General features: G+C 40.7%; 20 protein-coding genes. 9 read left to right on the top strand and 11 right to left on the bottom strand.

Annotated features, from left to right (window positions below; translation table 11 throughout):
- Positions 1-40: 40 nt before the first annotated feature.
- From modC to N6B01_RS10940, 7 genes are all read right to left on the bottom strand, one after another.
- Positions 41-1135: a molybdenum ABC transporter ATP-binding protein gene (gene modC, locus N6B01_RS10970; RefSeq protein WP_262078758.1), complete on the bottom strand. Its 1095-nt coding sequence runs from the start codon at positions 1133-1135 to the stop codon at positions 41-43.
- Complete coding sequence (modB, locus tag N6B01_RS10965) at positions 1132-1809, bottom strand: molybdate ABC transporter permease subunit (RefSeq protein ID WP_182417808.1); 678 nt, start codon at positions 1807-1809, stop codon at positions 1132-1134. The genes modC and modB overlap by 4 nt, the downstream gene beginning before the upstream one ends.
- Positions 1810-1950: 141 nt before the next feature.
- A complete protein-coding gene (modA, locus tag N6B01_RS10960; protein WP_262078756.1) occupies positions 1951-2691 on the bottom strand; it encodes a molybdate ABC transporter substrate-binding protein in 741 nt (246 codons plus the stop codon).
- Positions 2692-2733: 42 nt separating this feature from the next.
- Positions 2734-3519 (bottom strand): molybdenum-dependent transcriptional regulator ModE, encoded by a 786-nt coding sequence (locus N6B01_RS10955; protein WP_262078755.1) that lies wholly within the window; start codon positions 3517-3519, stop codon positions 2734-2736.
- 133 nt (positions 3520-3652) lie between these two features.
- Positions 3653-4405: a TSUP family transporter gene (locus N6B01_RS10950; protein ID WP_262078753.1), complete on the bottom strand. Its 753-nt coding sequence runs from the start codon at positions 4403-4405 to the stop codon at positions 3653-3655.
- 280 nt (positions 4406-4685) lie between these two features.
- A complete protein-coding gene (locus tag N6B01_RS10945) occupies positions 4686-5135 on the bottom strand; it encodes a GNAT family N-acetyltransferase (RefSeq protein WP_182419751.1) in 450 nt (149 codons plus the stop codon).
- A gap of 152 nt (positions 5136-5287) precedes the next feature.
- Entirely contained in the window at positions 5288-5842 is a 555-nt protein-coding gene (locus tag N6B01_RS10940; protein ID WP_182417804.1) for an RNA pyrophosphohydrolase, read from the bottom strand.
- Positions 5843-6145: 303 nt separating this feature from the next.
- Between N6B01_RS10940 and N6B01_RS10935 the strand changes: the two genes are divergently transcribed.
- Both N6B01_RS10935 and N6B01_RS10930 read left to right on the top strand, forming a co-directional pair.
- Positions 6146-6913: a hypothetical protein gene (locus N6B01_RS10935; protein WP_262078751.1), complete on the top strand. Its 768-nt coding sequence runs from the start codon at positions 6146-6148 to the stop codon at positions 6911-6913.
- Between the two features lie 304 nt (positions 6914-7217).
- Positions 7218-8618, top strand: coding sequence for a TrkH family potassium uptake protein (locus N6B01_RS10930; RefSeq protein WP_182417802.1), 1401 nt, complete (start codon positions 7218-7220; stop codon positions 8616-8618).
- Here N6B01_RS10930 and N6B01_RS10925 read toward each other — a convergent pair.
- Together N6B01_RS10925 and N6B01_RS10920 are read right to left on the bottom strand one after the other, a co-directional pair.
- Positions 8593-9351, bottom strand: a complete 759-nt coding sequence (locus N6B01_RS10925) for a hypothetical protein (protein ID WP_262078750.1) — start codon at positions 9349-9351, stop codon at positions 8593-8595. The genes N6B01_RS10930 and N6B01_RS10925 overlap by 26 nt on opposite strands.
- A gap of 40 nt (positions 9352-9391) precedes the next feature.
- Entirely contained in the window at positions 9392-10303 is a 912-nt protein-coding gene (locus N6B01_RS10920) for an enhanced serine sensitivity protein SseB C-terminal domain-containing protein (protein ID WP_262078749.1), read from the bottom strand.
- A gap of 219 nt (positions 10304-10522) precedes the next feature.
- Between N6B01_RS10920 and ubiA the strand changes: the two genes are divergently transcribed.
- The 3 genes from ubiA to glmM all read left to right on the top strand — a co-directional run bounded on the left by ubiA (position 10523) and on the right by glmM (position 14817).
- Complete coding sequence (gene ubiA / locus N6B01_RS10915; protein ID WP_262078747.1) at positions 10523-11512, top strand: 4-hydroxybenzoate octaprenyltransferase; 990 nt, start codon at positions 10523-10525, stop codon at positions 11510-11512.
- Positions 11513-11890: 378 nt separating this feature from the next.
- Positions 11891-13282, top strand: a complete 1392-nt coding sequence (locus N6B01_RS10910; protein ID WP_262078745.1) for an L-cystine transporter — start codon at positions 11891-11893, stop codon at positions 13280-13282.
- Between the two features lie 182 nt (positions 13283-13464).
- A complete protein-coding gene (glmM, locus tag N6B01_RS10905; RefSeq protein WP_182417797.1) occupies positions 13465-14817 on the top strand; it encodes a phosphoglucosamine mutase in 1353 nt (450 codons plus the stop codon).
- A gap of 53 nt (positions 14818-14870) precedes the next feature.
- Here the strand turns inward: glmM and N6B01_RS10900 are convergent, their stop codons facing one another.
- Positions 14871-15131, bottom strand: a complete 261-nt coding sequence (locus N6B01_RS10900) for a hypothetical protein (protein WP_262078744.1) — start codon at positions 15129-15131, stop codon at positions 14871-14873.
- 24 nt (positions 15132-15155) lie between these two features.
- On the opposite strand from N6B01_RS10900, the gene N6B01_RS10895 reads away from it, so the two are divergent.
- Positions 15156-15290: a hypothetical protein gene (locus tag N6B01_RS10895; RefSeq protein WP_262078742.1), complete on the top strand. Its 135-nt coding sequence runs from the start codon at positions 15156-15158 to the stop codon at positions 15288-15290.
- A 311-nt stretch (positions 15291-15601) separates the two neighbouring features.
- Here the strand turns inward: N6B01_RS10895 and N6B01_RS10890 are convergent, their stop codons facing one another.
- Positions 15602-17227, bottom strand: a complete 1626-nt coding sequence (locus N6B01_RS10890; RefSeq protein WP_262078740.1) for an MFS transporter — start codon at positions 17225-17227, stop codon at positions 15602-15604.
- A gap of 446 nt (positions 17228-17673) precedes the next feature.
- Between N6B01_RS10890 and rpoH the strand changes: the two genes are divergently transcribed.
- The 3 genes from rpoH to N6B01_RS10875 all read left to right on the top strand — a co-directional run bounded on the left by rpoH (position 17674) and on the right by N6B01_RS10875 (position 22272).
- Positions 17674-18630 carry an RNA polymerase sigma factor RpoH gene (gene rpoH, locus N6B01_RS10885; RefSeq protein WP_182417793.1) on the top strand — a complete coding sequence of 319 codons (957 nt, stop codon included), beginning with the start codon at positions 17674-17676 and terminating at the stop codon, positions 18628-18630.
- Positions 18631-19199: 569 nt separating this feature from the next.
- The gene (locus tag N6B01_RS10880; protein WP_262078373.1) at positions 19200-19715 is read left to right on the top strand and encodes an Hcp family type VI secretion system effector; all 516 of its coding nucleotides are present in this window, start codon (positions 19200-19202) and stop codon (positions 19713-19715) included.
- Positions 19716-20031: 316 nt separating this feature from the next.
- Positions 20032-22272: a type VI secretion system Vgr family protein gene (locus N6B01_RS10875; protein WP_262078739.1), complete on the top strand. Its 2241-nt coding sequence runs from the start codon at positions 20032-20034 to the stop codon at positions 22270-22272.
- The last annotated feature ends 10 nt before the right edge of the window (positions 22273-22282 follow it).

Genomic DNA, 22282 nt, shown 5'->3' with positions numbered 1-22282 from the left:
TGAAACTATATTCTTAATTTATTGCATTTATGGCGAGATGCTAATTTATACCAAGCAAGGCAATGCCTTTAACTTGCGCAAAAATTTTCATCCCAATTTGTAAATTCAAGTTTTGCCAAGAATAGCGCGATAGGCGACAAAGGATATGTGCGCCTTGGTCATCATCACCAAGACTAAGCGAAACCAAAATTTCATGATTATTAATTGACGTTTTTGACAAAATAACCGCATTAACAACATTAAGAATTGAGGTTTTTTGAGGGTTTTCAAGGCTAAGACTAACGTCATTGGCGGCAATACGGATGCGCATGTCTTGGCTTTGAGGTGCTTTTTCTAATGGTGCTAAAAAGCGTGCGCCCTTCACCGAAAACGCACAAATGCCGCTGTCTTCGTCCCAATGATCAATCTGGGCATTGAAATTAACCGCAGCATTGCGTTGCTGAGCAAGTGGAAGGTTCATATCCGCTTGTAGGTCTTGTAGTTTGCCTGCACCTAATAATTTCCCTTGCTCCATTAAAATAAGTGTATCAGCAAGGCGTTCCACTTCATTAATGTCATGGGTAATATAGAATATTGGTAGTTTTAATTGGTCGCGCAATCGCTCAATAAACGGCATAATCTCGATGCGTGTTGCCATATCAAGGGCGGATAGCGGTTCATCCATCAACAATACTTGCGGCGATGAAAGGAGTGCGCGCCCTATTGCAACGCGTTGACGTTCGCCGCCAGAAAGATTTTTGGGCGAGCGGTCAATCAGATGCCCGATATTGAGCATATCGACCACTTCATCAAAATATTGCTTTGCACCAGTTAGCGACTTATCAAAGGCGTAGCATAGATTTTTGCGTACATTTAAGTGAGGGAAAAGGCTAGCTTCTTGAAAGACATAGCCAATTTTTCGCTTATAAATTGGCACAAATTGCTTATCATCTTGCCATATATCATCGCCAATGCTTATTTTGCCATTTAAATGGTTAAGCCCAGCAATAGCGCGAAGAACGCTGGTTTTGCCGCAGCCAGATGGTCCAAAAAGTGCAGTGATACCAGTGATCGGTGCCTGAAAGGCGACATCAAGATCAAATGTGCCAAGCTTGCCATGAACGCAAACTTCTATGGTTTTTTGCTCTGTATTCATTGGCTTGCTTTTTTCTTTTCAATAAGCATAATGGTTAAAATAACCAAAAAGGCAAAGGCAACCATAAGGCCAGCCAAAATATAAGCTTCATCAAATTGTTGGTTTTCATTTAAATGTACGATGGTGGTGGAAATTACCCGCGTTTGTTGAGTATTGCCGCCAATCATCGATACGACGCCATATTCACCCACCGTATGGGCAAACCCTAACACCGCACCGGTTAAAATTCCCGGTCTTGCAAGGGGTAGAGCAACGCCCCAAAATGCAGCCCATGGCGAACGGCGTAAAGTTGCGGCAACTTCCATAGGCCTATCGCCAATGGCGGCAAAGGCATTGCGTACAGGCTGAACAACAAAGGGTAGTGAATAGACGACTGAACCAATGACAAGGCCGGTAAAACTGAAAGCAAATGTGCGTAAACCAAAGAGCGGCGCAAACCATCCAATTGGGCCATTGGGACCAAGAGCCACCAACAGATAAAATCCTAATACCGTTGGCGGTAACACCAATGGCACTGAGACAATGGTGGCAATAACTTCTGTCCAAAGGCTTTTCGAGCGCGCTAACCACCATGCCAAGGGTATGCCCAATATAAGCAATATAAGGGTGGTTATAATGGCAAGGCGTAAGGTAAGACCGATCGCGGTTAATGTTTGTGCGGAGAGAAGCTCCATCCATCACCCAATGTTTTAAGCCCTTAGCAAATTATTTGCTTATTGCTAGAAAAGATTAATTTCTAATATTATGAATATGAAAGAGCGGACGTTCCTTTTAAAATATAGGAACGTCCGCACCATGATTACCAATTTGGGTGACTAGTCGAGTTGATAGCCATATTTTTTGATAATTTCATGGGCTTCAGGAGTTTTTAAAAATTCGATAAAGGCTTTCGCCGCTTCGTTTTTTTCACCATTTTTCAATAAAACTGCATCTTGGCGGATTGGGTTATAATATTCTTGTGGCACAATCCATTGCGAGCCGCCCTTTTCATTAATAACCTGTGAAAGAGCAACAAAGCCAGCTTCCGCATTGCCCGTTTTGGCAAATTGGAAAGTTTGCGAAATATTTTGTCCTTCCACCAATTTCGGCTTTAAGCTGTCATAAACGCCAAGCTTTTCCATGGCTTCAATAGCCGCTTTTCCGTAAGGGGCAGCTTTAGCATTGGCAAAAGCAATATGGTTGATTGAGGCATCTTTTAAGCTATCGGCATCTTTGATAAGGTCTGGCTTGCTGCTCCATAATACTAAGGTGCCAATGGCATAGGTGAAAACGCTATTTTCAACGCCATAGCCTTCTTTGACAGCAAGCGCTGGGCGACTGTCATCAGCAGCAAGAAAAACGTCAAAAGGCGCGCCTTGGGTAATTTGATTGTAAAAATTGCCGGTAGCACCAAAAGCAAGCTCTGCTTCATGGCCCGTTTTTTCTTTAAACAAAGCAGAAATTTCAGTGGCGGGATCGGTAAAGTTGGCGGCTACTGCCACCGACGTTTTTTCAGCATTGGCAAGGGCGGTTGAACCAAGAAGGAGAGCCGCAATGAGTGCTAATTTAAAACGCATGTTAAAAAATCCTTTTTAGGAGTTAGGAGAAATTGAATTTGTTTAATGGGTTGCGATAATCACGTGGCAAGGGTCAAAACCGACTGTTACATTCATACCATCTTGAAGGTTAAGCGCCCTTACTTCAGCTGTGCTTTTTGTGGCAACAATAGTCTTATCCGCGCCAAGATTAATGGTAATTTCAACAGCATCACCCTCGGTCAACATTTCACGAATGACGCCTTGCATTGAATTTAGGTGAGCAACGTCATCCTTGGCAGGGTTGATCATCACAAAGGGGGCTTTAACTAAAGCTGCTACATGGCGACCAGTGACCAACCCCAAGGTTTCAACACTTTTACGGGTTATTTGGGCAGTAATAAAGATATCAGGTGAAACGCGGACTCCAATATCTGCAAAGACTGAGCGCAAGTTAACGGTTTCAAGAACGCCGGCAAAAATATTGCGCGCCGAGGTGCGCATCATAAAGCCTTGAATAAGACTACTTGATGTTAGTCCAATGGCATCAAGATCTTTGGCAGAATCCTCAAGCATTTTGGCAAGGCCAGATTGTAGGCGATAAAAAGTTTCAATCAAAGCAATACCAGCTGGCGTTAATTTGGTGCCACCGCCACCCTTGCCACCACTGGTCTTTTCAAGTAGTGGTTTTTCAACCAAGTTTTGCATGGTATCAAGAGCATCCCAAGCGGCCTTATAGCTTAAATTTACCGCGCGTGCAGCGGCTGAAATAGAGCCTTCACGGCCAACCGCCTCTAATAATGCAATACGTGTTTGTCCAATGGGTGAAATATTTTTACTTGAAAAAGCAAGATCGGCTTGAATCGGCATGTCTATCCTCGTTATGATGCAATACTATATAACGAAAATGAGAAACAGCAAGTTCTTTATCACATTTGCCTAACATCTGTTGTTTAAAACTATTCAAAATTAAGCTTAAAGGTCCTGACACTAAGCTATAGCATTATAAAAAAGTTAATCCTGCCGGCACAGCTAGCATAGCACCCGATGCAAATAACAGTAAAAATACGAGTCGCCTTATTGCCTCTGGCCCCAGAGGTGGAGGGAAGCGACGTGCTAGATAGCTGGTAATAATGACGAAGGGCAGGGCGATTAATGTCCACCAGATAATATTGCTATGCCATGATCCACTGATGACTACGGTGGTAAGGCGTAGAATGCCAGTGCAGGCAAAAAGTGCGAGTAGGGTATCGCGAATAATTTTGTAATCTATCGGCTGGCGGTAAAAATGGTGGACAATAGGTGGTGCCGCTGCTGAAAACAAGCCGCTTAATAAACCGCCTAATGCGCCCGAAATGACAAAGCTATAATTGGGTGCAATTTGGCTGCCAGTTTTAGGTCTTTGTAAAAGTTGAAAGCTTGATAAAACAATAACGAGGCCAAGAATAAGCTGCAAAAGAGTTAAGGAGGTTGATGCCAACCAATCAAGCAAAAAAACACCAATGATAACAAAAGGAAATGCACCTGCCAAGGTTAAGGATAAATGCTTTATATCCACCATACGCCAAGCTTTTAATAAAATAACCGCCGCATTGGTTAGCGTTAAAATACTAACAATAATAGCAGTATCGGCGAGAGGAAGAAGGTGTGAAAGACCAATCAATCCCATTAAAACAAGGCCAAAGGCAAAACCAGTAACCGTTTGCACATAGGTGGCTAAAATAATAAAACTCAAAAACATTACTATAGTGGTCATGATCAGCTCCCATTTGTTTTATGCGTCTTTGCAGGGTAAACGGCAAGGGGAGGGGATATCACTTTTTATCTATATAGCAGACATTCCAAAACTTTAAAAAGCAAAGCCTTTAGGTAGTGATCCCAATTACATGTTTTTGTTTGTTTCGATCATTTGATTTATACGGACAAATCAAATGCTTTGTCTATATGTTTAAAATATCTACTGATAAAAAAGGAGCGCTTTTATAAAACGCTCCATATTTTATAAATCCATATTTTATAAATATTGAGTTGCACGACTAATCAAAGCGAATGACGTAGCTTGTCCAGTCACCTCGCAAGGCAATTTGCTCATAAAGCTTTTTGCCATCTTCAGGAAGGCGAGGGGCATTGAGTACTAATTTTGCCCAACTGCGGTCTTCAGCCTTTTCACATAAAACATCAATCATTGCTTTGGCAACGCCTTTGCCTTGATGGGCATGGTGGACGTGAATATGGTCAACTTGGCCCGCCCTTAGGCCCGACACTGGCTCTGGTAAATCGTAAAAAATAGTAAAGCCGATAAGCTCAGTGCCTATCCATGCCCCCACCACTTCAGCGGAACGGTCCTGCAAAAGTTGCTCGGCATAAAAATCATCGGGGCGGCGCGGCGCACCACGCTTTAAGGCTTGAGCGTAGCTTGCAAGCAAAGGCGCAAGCACATGCGCGTCCTTAAGGTGCAAAAGAGAAATGTCGACATTGGAACCCATATCGGTCTGAACGGTCATTTTGGTCTCCTTTATGACTAAATGCAGTACTTTAAACTCGCATAGCCTTTTTATTTTTTAATCGCATTTTGATTTTTAGCAAAAATTACAATAAAAATTGAATGCTAATTAAACACATATATTTGCAATATTTATCACTTATTAGCTTGTTTTATTTGCTCTTCTATGGGTGCAAATTGTCGCACAACACCCTCATAGACAGATTTTTTAAACGGTACAACAAGATCAAGCATATCTGCAAGATCAACCCATTGCCAACTATCAAATTCTGCCGTATTGCCAGCCGGCGGTGGGTTAATTGCAACATCGCTATCTGTGCCTTCAAAAGCAAAGGCAAACCATTTTTGTTTTTGGCCGCGATATTTACCCTTCCAAGTAATTCCAATGAGATGTTCAGGCAAATCATAATTAAGCCAATCATCAGCCTCTTTTAAAAGGCTAACTTTTTTAATGCCTGTTTCTTCCCATAATTCGCGCAAAGCTGCGTCATAAGGATCTTCACCCTTATCAATACCACCTTGGGGAAATTGCCAAAAATTATGGGCGCCACTTAATTCGCTACCTTCAATCGGTAAGCGTCTGCCTGCCCAAACCTTGCCAAGTCTATTGAAAACAACAATGCCAACACAAGGGCGGTAGGGTAGATCCTTAGCATTTAAGGGAAGGTCTTTTTTTTCCTTTTTGCTCATCAGGCAAATTCCAATCATAGCTTAGCTGCAGATGTCTATTCATTGGTAATTTATAATAGCTTTTTGATGCTTGCCAATTACAAAGATTATAAAAATTTCAAATGCGGCACTATGCCCACAATAAATTTGTGGCGATTATTTAAAAGTGGCATATCCAATTTTAAAAAATTCTTTAATAGGTGCAAAAATAAAATTTATGGCTAAGAAATCAAACCTTGCCATTTTTTAGTTATAATATTTAATAATAAAGTATAAATAGGTTTCAGAACTATATTGAACCTAGAATAATATATAGGGGGATAGATGAGAGAAATATCCTATTTGATGAGTATAGTTGGTTCGTTATTTTTTCTCATTGTCTTTTTAGCTTCCTTTACTATGCCTTTTTTAATTGAGAACTGGGGCAAGACGTTTATTGTTGGTGAAGTGCAATCACGCGTTGAAAAAACGGTGAAGCGTGCTTTTGATAGTAAAGTTGGCAATTATGTCGCCCGCAGGACTAATTTAAATGAAGCACGCATTGCAGCCATTGATAAACTATTAAAAACGACACTTCCCACCAAAGTCAAAGAAATTTCTGCCCGCATGCGCGATCCAGATTGCACATGCCGCGCTATTTTTAATGCACTTAAAACAAAGAGCCTTATTACCGAGCGTTTTAATTTACAAAACATCAATGAAAAACTTACCAATCTTATTGAAGTCAAATATGCAGAAGTGACCTCAGGATTAATTAAAGAAACACGTATTTTTAGTAGTGCGAATTTACTGGTATTTCTAGCTCTTGGTCTTATTACGTGGTTGCGACCACGAGCAAATATCCACCTTGTTTTGCCGATGATTATTTTGCTTGGCTCTGCTTTTTTGGTTGGCTATTTTTATCTTTTTCAGCAGGACTGGATGCATAGAATCATTTTTAATGATTTTGTTGGTTTTGCGTATTACGCCTATCTATCTATAGCGATATTCTGGCTTATCGATATTTTATGCTGGCATGGTTTAATAACACGCATTGTACTTGAGTTTATAAGTTCTTTATTCAGTCTCGCTGTATCGATTCTTCCTTGCTAATAGAATATGGGTTTTGGTTTTTAGCCTAAGTAAACTTCATAATTATGGCGATAAAACATAAGCTTATTTGGGCGGTTTTAAACCTAGCTGTTTTTTGTGTGAAGGTGTTGGAAAAAAATTGGACTAATGGTAAAAGAGCTATAAATATGCAAAATATGAGGGTATTTAGCGCAATTAATAATTGGCTAATATATGCTTTTAGTTTAATACCGCCCCACGCTAGTAATATTGTTTTACAGACCAAGATTGAGGTTTCATCATTTTTCGATTCATTGCCAATATTTGCGCCCGCTTTTCGCTGATTATGGCGGCTGCAATGCTGTTGCCGGCTCTTGCCGACATTCGGCAAGGCAATGATGATTGGCAGGTTTTTATCTATGCTAGCCTCTTAACCTTTATGGTCGCCACTTTGGTATTAGTATCAACCCATGGGGCAACCGCACGATTTTCAACACGGCTTGGCTTTTTATTAACCGCAAGCCTATGGGTGACCGCTTGTTTTTTAGGTTCATTACCAATTTTCTTTTCCCATTTGCCGATAAGTTTTGCCCAAGCCATTTTTGAATCCGTATCAGGGGTAACAACAACAGGCGCAACGGTGCTTGTCGATCTTGATGATAAACCGGCTGGGATTTTGCTTTGGCGCTCACTCTTATGTTGGATTGGTGGTATCGGCTTTATCGGTCTTGCGCTTTTGCTGCTGCCCTCGCTACGCGTTGGAGGTGTCCAGCTTTTTCATATGGAGTCATCGGATCGATCAGAAAAGATTTTGCCGCGGGTTAATCAAATCGCCAATGCAATTATCATTGCCTATTTGTCGCTAACTGTTTTATGCACGCTTTGCTATTTTGCTGCCGGCATGAATATGTTTGATGCGCTTAACCATTCGATGACAACCGTTGCAACAGCAGGCTTTTCAACCCATGATGATTCACTAGGGTTTTATGCCGATCAGCCGATGATTATTGTTATTGCTACAATTTTTATGCTAGCATCGGCTATGCCCTTTGTGTTTTATGTCAAAATGGTTATCGGGCATAGCAAACAACGTTTTTATGATCCGCAGGTTAAGCTGTTTTTGTCAATCGTCGCAATTGCCAGTTTTATATTGGCTTTATCTTTAAGTATCACCCGTCAAGAGTCATTTTTTGAAGCATTTTTAACGGCGCTTTTCCACTTTGTATCGGTTATAACCACCACGGGCTACGCAACTGAAGACTATGCAAATTGGGGGCCTTTAGCGCTTGGTATATTCTTTCTAGCCTCGCTCATTGGTGGTTGCTCTGGTTCAACCTCTGGCGGCATCAAGATTAACCGGATCATTATTTTGTGGCGCTTGACTTCTGCCAATCTTGCCCGCTTATTGTCGCCAAATGTCGTTGTTAAAGTGCGCTATGGTGGATCAGAAGTTTCTGGCGATATTGCCCAAACCGTATTATTGTTTTTATGCCTTTATATGACAACACTTATTATTGGTGCTATGTTACTGGTCATTACCGGCTTAGATTTTGTTTCTGCAATCAGCGGTGCGCTTACGGCTTTATCAAATGTTGGCCCAGGTTTTGGCGATAAAATTGGCCCTGTTGGAAATTTTTCTACAATTGAAGATAATAGTTTATGGATCTTGTCATTTTTAATGTTGGCTGGCCGCCTTGAAATTGTAACTATTTTTATTCTATTTATCCCGGCTTTCTGGCAAAGATAGGATCATAGTTTAAAATAGCCCGATTAAAAGGGCTTGTTGTGCTACTTAAAATTGTCAAATTGGCGCTTCCAAGAAATGGTGTGCAAATCTTTAATAAAAGCTGATATAGGTTTTGATCACATTCGCCGTGGTCAGCACTATCTTGCGTGTTGTTGCCTGCGATAATAAGTAAAAAGCTTTCCATGCTGTCAATGTCTATTGTTGCCGCCCAAACACTGCTTATCCAGTTTTCACTATTAAATTCATTTTGCAATAGCTGTAAAAGTTCAAACGAAAAATCGCCTTGCTCAAGCGGTGTCATAGCGACATAGGTTTGCTTATCGCTTATTGTATCATCTTGATGACTTTCGTACTTTTTTGCATCATGAAATAATTCATTGGCAATTATGAGATTATCACATGCTGGATTAAGAATAAGTGCAGTTTCATCTTTTTGAAAATCTTTCATTAGCAAACACAATTCTTCAAAATTAAATGGCTTAATGCAATATTTTTGGCGCGTTAATTGCTCATGTTGCTGCCATTTTTGGAAATATTGAGGATTGCTAAAGCCGAGTAAATAACCAACTCCATTATCGTGGTATTCAATCAGCAGTTTGTGATCTGTTTGCGCTTTTTGTTCGTGTTGTGGAGTTTCAGCAAGATAAATAATCTGTTTTGATAGGGCATGAAAAAATGCTTGTTGATTGGCTAAGCTTTTATCTTTTTTTAGTTTTTCAATGAATTTTCGCATCAAAACAATCCCTTTTACCAATTTTACTTGTTGTAGTGCTTTAATGTGCGCGTATGAAAATTGGCGCAAATTGCTCAACCAGTGATTTAAATGGCTCATGCTCTGCTTGTACCGCAGTGGTCTTTTCATCTTCGCCAATATAAGCTGCGCAAATATTCAGTATTTTAGGAAAAAGATCATCATGATTACCAGAGCAGTCGATAATAAGTGTAAAATATTGTTGCTGCTCCATGACCATAATCACCGCCCAAACGGCATGAATTTCTATTGTTTTTTTAAAAAAATCATTCAATTCATTGACTAAATTTTCTGACAGATCTGAGATTTCAAGGGTTTGGAGAGTAACCTTTGTTCCCTCATTGTGTGACATCTGCAACTGGGCTTCGACCGAAACCATTTTAAAAAACTCATGTTGAACCAAGAAGTCTTCGCATTTTGGATTGATAAGGATACCATAAGGCTCGGATGGCGTTTCCATGATCAGGTCGCATAAATTTGCAAATGCAATCAAATTGGGTTGCGATTTAGGTGAGTTACTATGAGCATCATTATCATGTTGCTGTTGCCAAGTATTGAAGCGATCCATATCGGTGAAAATAAGATAATATAATTTTTCATTTCTCGCAGTAAGGGCAATGCCAAATTTATTGTCACTGCTATGCTCGTCTTCAGCATGATCAAATATCACCCTATCGTCTTTGTCCATCGCACTTAATTTGGTCGTCACTAGGATGAAACGCGATTCCTTCATAAGGTTTTGAAATCTGATGCGATTTTCTGCGCTTTCTTCATTTCTTAACGTAGTGATAGCTGCGATAAGTCCCGGATTTGCGAGAAGCGGCAATTGGTCATTTGTGGTGGGTGGACTGGCATCTTCTTCGGTTGAAAATTGCCGATCAGTGATTTTTTTTTGCAATTTATCGCTAAAAAAATTTCTAATTTTGCTGAACATAATTATTGTACCCCCACTTATTTTTAAAAAGCTGAAAAATTTAAATTATAATAGGTTATTGCTATTTGATGGTAATATTATTTTATAGCTTCGCATTTTTAAACATAAGGTGTTAACTTGTCAAAGACAGCTAATTATCGGCATATTTTTAACGTGCAATTCAAATTATAATCTGGCATGTTGCATCAAAAATTATGTCATAAAAGGATAACTTGCACCATGCAAGGCAAGCAAAATACATCGGATATTCAATCAGATAAACAGCAAGGACGGGTAAGAGATGCTCCGTCCAGTCATTGGGTTTACCGCTTGTTGCCACGTGGATTTTGGCCCTATGCACAATTGGCGCGCTGGGATAGGCCGATTGGCTGGAAGCTTTTAATGTGGCCTTGTTGGTGGTCTGCGGCACTGGTAAGTGTTGCTGGTAGTCATCATGGCGCGCAATTTATGAATGTTATGCCATCGCTTTGGCATTTATTCTTGTTCTTTATTGGCGCTGTTGCCATGCGCGGCGCAGGCTGCACTTATAATGATCTTGTTGACCATAATATTGATAGTGCGGTAGAGCGAACGCGTTCACGCCCACTACCATCACGGCAAGTTAGCCGGATTCAAGCCAAATTATTTTTATTGCTGCAATGTATCATTGGGTTACTGGTGCTTTTACAATTTAACGCCTTTACCATTAATTTAGGGCTTGGGTCGATTATCATTGTAGCTATTTATCCTTTTATGAAAAGAATAACCGACTGGCCACAGATCGTGCTTGGGCTTGCTTTTAATTGGGGCGCTTTAATGGGCTGGGCTGCAGCTAGAGGCTCGCTCGATTGGCCGCCAATTTTGCTCTATATCGGCTCTGTCATGTGGACAATAGGCTATGATACGATTTATGCTCATCAAGATAAGGAAGATGATGCGCTGGTTGGTGTGCGCTCAACCGCAAGGCTTTTTGGTGACAAGACTAAACTCGCTTTGACCTTGCTTTATAGTGGTATGCTTATTTTCACACTTGCAGCATTTCTTCTTGCCCATATACCCTCACTTGCTTTTGTAGGCTTATTGCTTGCTTTCATTCATATGATTTATCAAATAAGGGTACTTGATATAGATGATCATCAACAATGCTTAAAATTATTTTTATCCAATTCATTTTTAGGATTTTTAATTTTTGCAGGTTTGATCTTAGGTGGAGTCTGGGTGTCTCTTTAAATATTGCTGTTTTCAATGCCCATGGGGAATTTTTTCTGTTTTTCTAATAATAAAATTCTAATTTTTATTAAATAATGAGATTATTATTTTAATATACCCTAATTTGTGATATTTTTTGCTCTTGTTGATTTCATTGGGAGATGATCAAACAGGTATAAATTAATTATGCTTGTTGTTTTAATTTCTCACCTATTTTCCATTCCTCATAAGGCATGTCATCGGGTTTTAACATTTAAAAAATTTTCAGTTTAATTTTAGCGAAAAATCATTTTAGCGCTCTATATGTTAAAATAGATAGAAAAACCAAGCATTCCTATTCAAATTGATTTTGCTTTGTTGTGAACCACTCCAATGAGCAAAATAATAAAGGTATTTAAAATGTCGCCCGCGCTCTTTATAAATCTTGTCGTCTTTATCGCGTTGCTTTTTGCACTTCATCAGTTGAAAAAAACTAATTGGAGCCTAGCTCTTAAAGTTTTTGTCGGCCTCGTGTTAGGTGTTATTTTTGGTGGCATATTGCAGTTATTTTATGGAGCGGGAAGCGATGTTTTAAAGCAGTCCATTGCTTGGTTTAACATTGTCGGTAATGGTTATGTTGGCTTGTTGCAAATGGTCATTATGCCCTTGGTGCTCGTGTCCATTTTGTCAGCAGTTGCCAAATTACATAATGCATCTTCTCTTGGCAAAATTAGTTTTTACACCATTGGCATATTGCTCGGTACAACTTTGATATCAGCATTAGTTGGTGTATTGATGGTCAAGATCTTTGGTCTTTCAGCGCAAGGTCTCGTGCAAGGAGCTGCCGAAACTGCACGTTTAAGTTATATCGAAAGTAACCATGCTGCAAAGCTTAGCTCCATGAGTATTCAAGATATCATTGTGTCTTTTGTGCCGAATAATCCATTTGCTGATCTTACCAATTCCCGTGCAACATCAATTATTGCTGTGGTTATTTTTGCAGCTTTCTTAGGTGCTGCCGCAATCCAATTATTGCGTGATAATCCTGAAAAAGGTAAAGGGCTTCTTTCGGCAATTGATACCGCACAATTATGGGTTATGAAACTTGTTCGCATTGTCATTCGCCTTACACCTTATGGTGTTTTTGCTTTAATGACTAAGGTCGTTGCCCAATCTGATATTGCAGCTATCATAAATCTTGGCACATTTATTATAGCATCTTATATTGGTCTTGCTATCATGTTTGCGGTGCATGGTGGATTATTAGCCTTATCGGGAATTAATCCTATGCTTTTTTTTAAAAAGGTTTTACCCGTTTTAACGTTTGCTTTTACCAGTCGTTCAAGTGCTGCTTCTATTCCACTTAATATTGAAGCGCAGACTGAGCGCCTTGGCGTACCGCAATCAATAGCAAGTTTTTCTGCTTCCTTTGGTGCAACAATCGGTCAAAATGGCTGTGCTGGTTTATATCCTGCTATGCTCGCTGCTATGGTTGCGCCAACCGTCGGCATTAATCCCTTTGACCCAATGTGGTTCATGACGTTAGTTGCCATTGTAACCGTTAGTTCGCTAGGCGTTGCCGGCGTTGGCGGCGGCGCAACCTTTGCGGCATTGATTGTTTTGCCGATTATGGGCTTGCCAGTCACTCTTGTTGCTTTGCTTATCTCTATCGAGCCGCTGATTGATATGGGACGCACAGCCCTAAATGTGAATGGTTCGATGACAGCAGGTATGATTACCAGTCAAATCATGCATGAAACGGATAAATCTATTTTTGATAAAGATGATGATGCAAGTTTGACGCAAGGTTAATGATTAAATGCGAGGGGCGTATCCTCGCATTTTTATTGGCTTTTTATATTTTCAAAAAATTAACGCCTCGATATTATAATGGCGTTAATTATTGTTTGCAGAGCAATTTTAATTGATGTAAGCAACATAAAATAGGGCATGCGGATGTTATAAATTGCATGTTTCAAAACGAAAGTATCAGCATGGCAAGAAAATATTTTGGCACAGACGGAATGCGTGGTAAAGCCAATAGCTTCCCGATGACACCTGAAATTGCGATGAAAATCGGTATGGCAGTGGGTATTTTATTTCGCCGTTCGGGTTATAAAAACCGTGTCGTTATTGGTAAGGATACAAGGCTTTCGGGTTATATGCTTGAAAATGCCTTGGTTGCTGGTTTTACCTCCGCTGGCGTTGATGTATTTTTATTAGGACCAATTCCAACCCCTGCTGTTGCTATGCTTTGTCGTTCAATGCGCGCCGATATTGGGGTGATGATTTCTGCCTCCCATAATCATTATGCTGATAATGGTATTAAGCTTTTTACGCGTGATGGTTTTAAACTTTCTGATGAGCGGGAAGAAAAAATCGAAGAGCTTATCCAAAGCGACATGACACCGTTTTTGGCCGGCCCACGCGAAATTGGCCGCGCAAAACGTGTTGAAGGTGATATTTATCGCTATATTGAATATGCAAAACGCACAATGCCGCGCGATGTGCGCCTTGAGGGTCTACGAATTGTTGTGGATTGCGCCAATGGTGCCGCTTATAAAGCCGCCCCGCTTGCGCTTTGGGAGCTAGGCGCTGAGGTTGTCACCATTCATGATGAGCCGGATGGTTTTAACATTAATGAAGATTGCGGTTCAACCCATCCAATTTCTTTGATTAAAAAAGTCCATGAAGTGCGTGCAGATGCAGGTATTGCGCTTGATGGTGACGGTGATCGGGTATTGATGGTGGATGAAAATGGTCAGGTCATTGATGGTGATCAGCTTATGGCCGTTATTGCTGAAAGCTGGTATAATAATGGTGATTTACGCGGTGGCGGCGTTGTCGCAACCGTAATGTCCAACCTCGGCTTAGAACGGTTTTTAGGGGATAAAGGCTTAACTCTTGCCCGCACTAAGGTTGGTGACCGCTATGTGGTTGAACATATGCGCAATCATGGTTTTAATGTTGGTGGCGAGCAATCAGGCCATATAGTCTTGTCTGATTATGGTACTACCGGTGATGGTCTTGTTAGCGCTTTACAGGTGCTTGGCTGTTTACAAGGTGCCAACAAACCAATGAGCAAGCTTTGCCATAAATTTGAGCCTGTGCCGCAATTGCTAAAAAATATTCGCATTAGTGGTGGTAAACCGCTTGAAAGCGAAAATGTGCAAGCCGCTATTCGTGATGGTAATGAAAAACTTGGCAAAAATGGTCGCCTCGTAATCCGTCCATCAGGGACAGAGCCGCTTATTCGCGTTATGGCGGAAGGTGATAATCTTAGCCTTGTTGAGCAGGTGGTTGATATGATTATCGACGCTATTTCTGCCGAGCGTGCAGCGGCTTAAATCTGTTCTTCAATTGAAGGCCATTAACGTATTCTTAGGTGCCGTTAGTGGCTTTATTGTTTCATGTTGTCATTATAAGCAAGTGTTAGCGCATAATTAACTTGTTCCTTTAAAATCGTATCGTTTTCACAATGATTTTTTATTATCGTGTGTAATTGGTCAATATTGCGGTTTTGAAGATTAAAAGAACTAATAATATGGATAAGTTTAAATATTTCAAAATCTTTGTTTTGGCTTTGCGAAAATAAAGCCCGTTGCGCAATGGTTAACTGATAAATTAACATTAGAAGATATTTTTCATCTAAACCGCACATTTGGAGTCCTTTAAAAGGGAAAAAATGGTATTATTTTTCCAAGAAAATATTGTCTTTACCGAAAATGAATTGGTATTAAACATTGCTTATAATGATATCATAAAATTTGTTGATGCATTTTATGCGGTCAAGATGGAATGGGAAGATTATATAATCTAAAAAACAAAGACCGATAAAGCAAAAATTAGTTTAAATAAATCGTCGAAACTTAACAAGATCATTGTAAAAAATGGCTGTATTTTCATTTATTTGTCAGAAAATAATATTGAATATATTATTGCTAACCCAATGCAATTTTACCATTTTAAAACAATGCCAGTCAATCATATACATCTTTATGGCATGATCGAAAATATTGATGGGTATCAAATTAAATCTCCGAAGGCTTTTGATTTTACCGTTTTTTTGCTGAGTTAGATGTTGGTTAAATATCGTTGCATCCTGTTAATGGGTAAATTGAAAAAACGTCTTTATACATCATGGGGCGGTTTAATATGAAGCTCATGAGCAGGCGGTACAGCTTGACGTTCTATCATGCGATGCACTTTTGGTCGTTCACCATTTTTATTCAGTGTGCTTAATACTTCAATTATTTCAACATCGGATTTAATACGGCGTTGATTATGGCGCAAATAGTCAACCCAGGTTGGCATATGATAGGATTCTGTCCATAATTCTGGGTTTTCTAAATCGCGCATTAATGTCCAGTGGCGTGCACCATCGCGCAGGCGAATGCGTCTACGTTCTTCCATTGCGCTCAAAAATGCTTCTTCATTTTCTTCACTAATATTATAATCGATCATAATCATGATTGGCCCACTACGGGCTTTTAAATCAAGGCGTAATTCAGGCTCGCGAAATAGGTTAGAAGGTGCAAGGTCAATATCGCCAATTTCATGAATGGCAAACCGAAAGCCAGCGATTGCACCGAGCAGAAGAAATAGGCCGCAAGTGATAAGAGCAATCGTTGTGCCATAATGATCGGCAATATTGCCCCAAAGCCAACTGCCAACCGCCATGCCACCAAATGAAGCAGTTTGGTAAAGCGCTAATGCGCGTGCAACCACCCAACGCGGAGTTGAAAGCTGCACCGATATATTGAAAAGCGAAAGCGCAAGAACCCAACACATGCCGGCTGGCAAAAGAACTATGTGGCTAATAATCAGTGATGTACTTAAACTTAAGCAAATGCAGGAAAACGCAAAACCAATAAAGGCAAACTTAACAATGCTTTCACTACGAAAATGCGCTCTTATGCGCGAATTGAATATTCCAGCAATAATTGCGCCAATACCAAAGAAACCAAGCATACTACCATAGGAAAGCGCGTTGCCGTTTAGCATGTTTTTGGCTATAATTGGCAAAAGTGCTAAAATAGAAATCGCGCCAATGCCAAACATGAAAGAGCGCACCATAATATTAATGAGGTGCGGCGACATTAAAACATAACGCAAGCCATCAGACATTGCACCAACCAAACGCTCACGCGGTAAAGCTGGCTTTTGGTAAACTGGTTTCCAAAAAAATAGCGCGCCAATTAGTGGAATATAGCTAAAGGCATTAAAAATAAATGCAGCAGCACCACCCCATGCAGCAACAATTAAACCACCAATTGCAGGCCCAACTGAGCGCATAAGGTTAAAGCCTACACTGTTTAACGTAACGGCTGCCGGGATATCATTGCGCGGTACAATATCACCAACCGTTGCCTGCCATGGCGGATTGTAAAGTGCACCGCCACAGCCAATTAAAAAGGTGAAGCCGATTAACATCCATGGTGTGATCCAGTCCATAAAGGTTAAAAATGCGAGTAGAATTGATACTAGCATCATTAAGCTCTGCGCGGTTATCATGATTTGGCGACGATTAAAATTATCGGCTAATGCCCCAGCCATTAGCGAAAAAATCATGATGGGTAGGGTGGTCGCACTTTGAACAAGCCCCACCATAGAATGCGAATTGGTGATTGATACCATAAGCCAACCAGCACCAACGGTTTGCACCAAGCCTCCAAGGTTGGAAACAAGTGTTGCTGACCATAAATTGCGAAAGGCAATGGTTTTAAATGGTGCAAGAGCTGATCCGCGTGGTAACATATTTCCCTCGTTTTTATCTCATAGTAGGGGAAATCGTTTAATAAGCAAATTCATTTTTTGTTAGATGTTTTTCAAGAAAATTTGAATTGGTAGATTATAGGAAGATCTATATTATAAAATAGTTATGAAATTTTTTTATAATTTATTCCTATTGAAAATGCATAGTTCAACCTTATATCTAATGGCTAACTTTGGTTCATATCCTTGTGAACAATAAAAATAGTCCATTGTTTTAATTGAAAAATTGAACAAAATAGTCATCTGCAATAATCTGTTCTTAATTTGTGGTTATGATAATTGCTCAAGGACATGGGATGCAATTGTTAAAAAATGCAAATCACTGTTTCGTTAGAATTTTTTTTATCTTTGTTCGTTTTTTCGCCTAAATTGGTCGTTTAACTGAAAATATATGATCGTTTTTAAAAAGATCATGCCAAAGGCTTGCCATGTCGGGAGCTGTAACAACGGAGGGTGCAATTTTGGCCCAGTCAACTACTTCATTGCCTACTATTACTGCCGGTGACGGTGGTTTAAGCCGTTATCTGCAAGAAATTCGGCGCTTTCCTATGCTTGAGCCTAAGGAAGAATATATGCTAGCCAAGCGTTATGCCGAGCATGGAGATCCAAAGGCTGCGCATAAATTAGTAACAAGTCACTTGCGCTTGGTGGCCAAGATTGCCATGGGCTATCGCGGCTATGGATTGCCCATTGGTGAAGTTATTTCTGAAGGCAATGTTGGGCTTATGCAAGCAGTCAAGCGCTTTGAGCCAGAGCGCGGTTTTCGTCTTGCCACTTACGCTATGTGGTGGGTAAAAGCCTCTATCCAAGAATATGTCTTGCGCTCGTGGAGCCTCGTTAAAATGGGGACAACCGCCAATCAAAAGCGGTTATTCTTTAACTTGCGCAAAATGAAAAGCAAAATCCAAGCGCTTGATGATGGCGATTTAAAGCCTGATCAAGTTAAGGAGATTGCAACGCGTCTTAATGTTTCTGAAGAAGAGGTTGTATCCATGAATCAGCGCCTTTCAGGCGATGCTTCTTTGAATGCGCCTATTCGCGCCAGTGAAGGCGAGGGCGGCGAGTGGCAAGATTGGCTCGTTGATGATTCAACATCGCAAGAACAAACTTTGATCGATCAGGACGAGCTTGAAAATCGCCGTACAATGCTTGAAAATGCCATGGCTGGCCTAAATGATCGTGAAAAGCGTATTTTTAGTGCGCGCCGCTTGGCAGAAGATCCGATGACTTTGGAAGAGTTATCAGCTGAGTTTAACATTAGCCGTGAGCGTGTACGACAGATTGAAGTGCGTGCTTTCGAAAAGGTACAAGAGGCGGTTAAGGCTGCGGCTGTGTCGCAAGAAGAAGCGGTCGAACATAACCATAAAACGATTTCAGCTCATTAATATAAACATCATAATTAGGGACATTGCTTGACAATGAAAAATGTCCCTAATTCATTTGCAATTTATTGACTAAAAACCCTTTCATTGCATGATGGAGGTTTTTTTGAATAACTGCTGAAAAATCATTTGATAAATATCAAGGATTTTTTATATTAGAGTATTAATAACATTCTAATTACTGCAAAAAATTGCAGTCGACTGCAAAAAATTGCAGTCGGGCGTTTTTCTGTTTGTTTTCTTATGGTTAGGTGCAATTTTAGCTGTTTGCGGCCAAAAAAGACTGCAATTTTTTGCAGTTATTAGTGTCCGCTAAATATTGCATGTATGGCTGCTATAATTTAATTTATCCTTGTTTTTCAGTATGTTGTCATTTTATTTTTGTTGTTGCATCAAGTTGGCATGAAACTTGCTTAGTATTTACTGTGGGCAAGGGTTTTCATTTCTCCTTTGAACTTTCTTTGCTCACAGGACTGTTGGCTATCATCATTTTAAGCTCTCAATTGAGGGGGATTTAAGTGCCGTCAGTTTTTAAAATGTAAGTTTGTTTGTTTATATAAAAGGATAAAGAAATGCCAACACCAGCCTATATTAAAATCGAAGGTACAACACAGGGCCCAATCACTCAAGGTGCAGCTTCTGAAGATTCAATCGGCAATATCTGGCAAGAAGGCCATGAAGACGAAATCCTCGTTCAGGCCATTGACCATGTTGTAACCATTCCTCGTGACCCACAGTCAGGTCAGCCTTCAGGTCAGCGCGTCCATAAGCCTTTCAAGTTCACCGCATCTTTGAGCAAAGCAACACCTTTGCTTTATAATGCGCTTACTTCTGGCGAAATGCTCAGCACTTGTGAAGTTAAATGGTATCGCACCAGCACATCAGGTAAGCAAGAGCATTTCTTCACCACCAAGCTTACGGATGCAATCATTGTTGATATTGATTGCAACATGCCTCATTGCCAAGACCCAAAAAATGCAGACTTTACCCAATTGGTAACAGTGTCATTAAGCTATCGTAAGATTGAATGGGAACATGCAGTTGCTGGCACATCAGGTGCTGATGATTGGCGCGCGCCTAAGGTTTAAGCCATCAGGCAAGGGATGAAGCGTTTATATGGGGTTAAAAAATAAACGCTTCACTTTTGCTTATCGCCCTCATTGATAAGATCAGAGCTATGAATGAGGGAAGAAGCATCGGTATGGCTTTGCGGGGCATAGTCATACCGATGATGTTAAGCCATTAGCTATGTGCTTAAGGCTTATTAAAATTAAATAATACTTTTTAAATAAAGACAATGGGTCGGTATTTGTTTTTGTCCCATTGAATAATGAGTTTGGCTCTTTGAGCTTTGATTGATTTTTATAATAGTTCTGCTTTAACTTTATCATCCGGAGAAGACGAATGAGCGCTATGCCAATATTGCCAAAACAATTCCAAGAGCAGGATATTGCCTTTAGCTATTGGATGAAGGAAGCGCCTAATGATACTTTTGTCGTCACTGCCTTTGCGGTAGATGAAGCAATCTTTGGCATGACCAGAATAGAAGTCATGCTGTCAAGCAGTGATGATAATATTGATCTGCAAGCCTTGCTTGATAGTCCGGGCACCTTAACCATCCATCATAAATATATGGAGACCTTACGTCACTTCTCCGGCGTTGTGGTGGAAGCTGAACGCGGTGACAGAGGTCATCACCGTACCGCCTATCGTCTTGTTTTAATGCCAAGCCTTTATCGTTTGGATCATGGTTCTGATTGCCGTGTGTTCCAGACCAAAAAAGTTGGCGATATTGTTAAGGAACTCTTCTCAGAGCATGGCATTGAAAATGTTACATGGGATATTGATGAAGGTAGCCACGATGCACGTGAATATTGCGTGCAATATCGTGAAAGCCATCTTGGTTTTGTTGAGCGTATTTTGGCTGAAGAAGGTATTTTCTATTACTTTGAGCATGACAAGGAAGGCCTGTTAAAGCTCATTATCTCCGATAAGCCCAATGTCTTGCATGATTGCCCAGGCTTAAAAGAGATTGAATATAATTCTCTGTCATCAGGCTCAGTAAAGGGGCTATTTTGCTCATCGCTTTCTTATCGTGAGAAATTGCGCGCCACAACGGTTGTGCAGCGCGATTACACCTTCAAGAACCCTGTCTATAATCAGGAGCATAAGGAGCGCACCGCTAATCCTAATGGCGAAAAGCATGACTATGAGCTTTATGATTATCCAGGTCGCTATAAGAAGGATAGCGCAGGTAAAGCCTTTACTCGTTATAAGCTAGAAGCAACCCGTGTGGATGCATCCCTTGGCTATGGTGTATCCAATGCACCGCATTTGCTTACCGGTCATGCAATTACCTTGTTTGAGCATCCAGATGATCGTTTAAACCAGAAATGGCGGCTCCTCACCATTCGTCATGAGGGCGTGCAGCCGCAAGCATGGGGAGAGGATGCACAAGGGATAGGCATGGCAGACACGGGCATTGTTGCGCCTGGCTTGCATGGTACAACACTGTCGGGTTTAAGCTTTGGTACGACATCATCGCATAGCCCTAACTTGCTCACCCAGAGCCTAAACCGCCGCATGGGGCTAGCCGTTGCAGGTAACAATAACGCAAGCGATAACGCCACCGTCTATGCCAATGCCTTTGCCGTACAGCCATCGCATTTGCCCTATCGCGCACCGCAGACCAACAAGCCGCTGATTGATGGCCCGCAAATAGCCACAGTGGTGGGGCCAGAGGGTGAAGAAATCCACACCGACCAATATGGCCGCGTCAAAGTTCACTTCCCTTGGGACCGCCACAAAGACCCAAAAGCAGAAGATTCATCATGCTGGATAAGAGTGTCGTCCAATTGGGCAGGGGCTAAATGGGCACATATTGCTATTCCTCGTATTGGTCATGAGGTGATCGTTGATTTCCTCGAAGGCGATCCCGATCAGCCAATCATAACAGGTCGCACTTATAATGCGCAAAACATGCCACCTTATGATCTTGCTAAAGACAAAACACGCATGACGATCAAATCCAAAACCCATAAGGGTGATGGTTTTAATGAATTAAGATTTGAAGATGATAAGGGGCATGAAGAGTATTTTATGCACGCTGAGCGTGACATGAACACAAAAGTGAAACGCAGTGCATCACGCATGGTCAATTTAAATAATTTAGTAATGATAGGACATAGCTCTGCAAGCGAAATAGGTAATCATAGTACTGAAGTTGTGGGTGGTGATATGGCGCTTTATGTAGGTCCATCACAGGCAGGTCTTCTTGTACCCAATCATGCAATGACACTCAACGAAGGCATTGGCAATTTGACAGATACGCTAGGATCGCCCGATGCAACCCCGCAAGGTGTTGGTAATTTGAAAATTACGGTTGAAAAACATCGCATGATTAATGTTGGGGCAACGAGTATTGAAAAAGTTGAAGAGGACAAGCGGCTTTTTGTTGAAAAAAGTTATATGCAAGATGTTAAAGAAGATGTTTTGATTGAAGCAGGACAAAATATTATTTTAAAATGCGGGAAAAGTAAAATTACCTTATCTAAAGATGGCACAATTACCATAAATGGTATTAAACTTATTTCCAATCAAAAAGACAGCGCTGAATTTTATTCCGACATTATTAAAATCAACTAATGAAATATTG

The organism is Bartonella sp. HY406, assembly GCF_025449315.1.
Taxonomy (GTDB): Bacteria; Pseudomonadota; Alphaproteobacteria; order Rhizobiales; family Rhizobiaceae; genus HY038.
This window is presented reverse-complemented; position numbering and strand designations above follow the sequence as displayed.

What these genes read in the sequence shown, in the direction of transcription:
- modA (WP_262078756.1), bottom strand. Translation starts at nt 2,691, where the DNA reads ATGCGTTTTAAATTAGCACTCATTGCGGCTCTCCTTCTTGGTTCAACC.
- N6B01_RS10880 (WP_262078373.1), top strand. Translation starts at nt 19,200, where the DNA reads ATGCCAACACCAGCCTATATTAAAATCGAAGGTACAACACAGGGCCCA.
- N6B01_RS10935 (WP_262078751.1), top strand. Translation starts at nt 6,146, where the DNA reads ATGAGAGAAATATCCTATTTGATGAGTATAGTTGGTTCGTTATTTTTT.
- modB (WP_182417808.1), bottom strand. Translation starts at nt 1,809, where the DNA reads ATGGAGCTTCTCTCCGCACAAACATTAACCGCGATCGGTCTTACCTTA.
- N6B01_RS10920 (WP_262078749.1), bottom strand. Translation starts at nt 10,303, where the DNA reads ATGTTCAGCAAAATTAGAAATTTTTTTAGCGATAAATTGCAAAAAAAA.
- N6B01_RS10900 (WP_262078744.1), bottom strand. Translation starts at nt 15,131, where the DNA reads ATGTGCGGTTTAGATGAAAAATATCTTCTAATGTTAATTTATCAGTTA.
- N6B01_RS10875 (WP_262078739.1), top strand. Translation starts at nt 20,032, where the DNA reads ATGAGCGCTATGCCAATATTGCCAAAACAATTCCAAGAGCAGGATATT.
- N6B01_RS10955 (WP_262078755.1), bottom strand. Translation starts at nt 3,519, where the DNA reads ATGCCGATTCAAGCCGATCTTGCTTTTTCAAGTAAAAATATTTCACCC.
- N6B01_RS10930 (WP_182417802.1), top strand. Translation starts at nt 7,218, where the DNA reads ATGGCGGCTGCAATGCTGTTGCCGGCTCTTGCCGACATTCGGCAAGGC.
- glmM (WP_182417797.1), top strand. Translation starts at nt 13,465, where the DNA reads ATGGCAAGAAAATATTTTGGCACAGACGGAATGCGTGGTAAAGCCAAT.
- N6B01_RS10910 (WP_262078745.1), top strand. Translation starts at nt 11,891, where the DNA reads ATGTCGCCCGCGCTCTTTATAAATCTTGTCGTCTTTATCGCGTTGCTT.
- rpoH (WP_182417793.1), top strand. Translation starts at nt 17,674, where the DNA reads ATGTCGGGAGCTGTAACAACGGAGGGTGCAATTTTGGCCCAGTCAACT.
- N6B01_RS10945 (WP_182419751.1), bottom strand. Translation starts at nt 5,135, where the DNA reads ATGGGTTCCAATGTCGACATTTCTCTTTTGCACCTTAAGGACGCGCAT.
- N6B01_RS10925 (WP_262078750.1), bottom strand. Translation starts at nt 9,351, where the DNA reads ATGCGAAAATTCATTGAAAAACTAAAAAAAGATAAAAGCTTAGCCAAT.
- N6B01_RS10895 (WP_262078742.1), top strand. Translation starts at nt 15,156, where the DNA reads ATGGTATTATTTTTCCAAGAAAATATTGTCTTTACCGAAAATGAATTG.
- N6B01_RS10950 (WP_262078753.1), bottom strand. Translation starts at nt 4,405, where the DNA reads ATGACCACTATAGTAATGTTTTTGAGTTTTATTATTTTAGCCACCTAT.
- ubiA (WP_262078747.1), top strand. Translation starts at nt 10,523, where the DNA reads ATGCAAGGCAAGCAAAATACATCGGATATTCAATCAGATAAACAGCAA.
- N6B01_RS10940 (WP_182417804.1), bottom strand. Translation starts at nt 5,842, where the DNA reads ATGAGCAAAAAGGAAAAAAAAGACCTTCCCTTAAATGCTAAGGATCTA.
- modC (WP_262078758.1), bottom strand. Translation starts at nt 1,135, where the DNA reads ATGAATACAGAGCAAAAAACCATAGAAGTTTGCGTTCATGGCAAGCTT.
- N6B01_RS10890 (WP_262078740.1), bottom strand. Translation starts at nt 17,227, where the DNA reads ATGTTACCACGCGGATCAGCTCTTGCACCATTTAAAACCATTGCCTTT.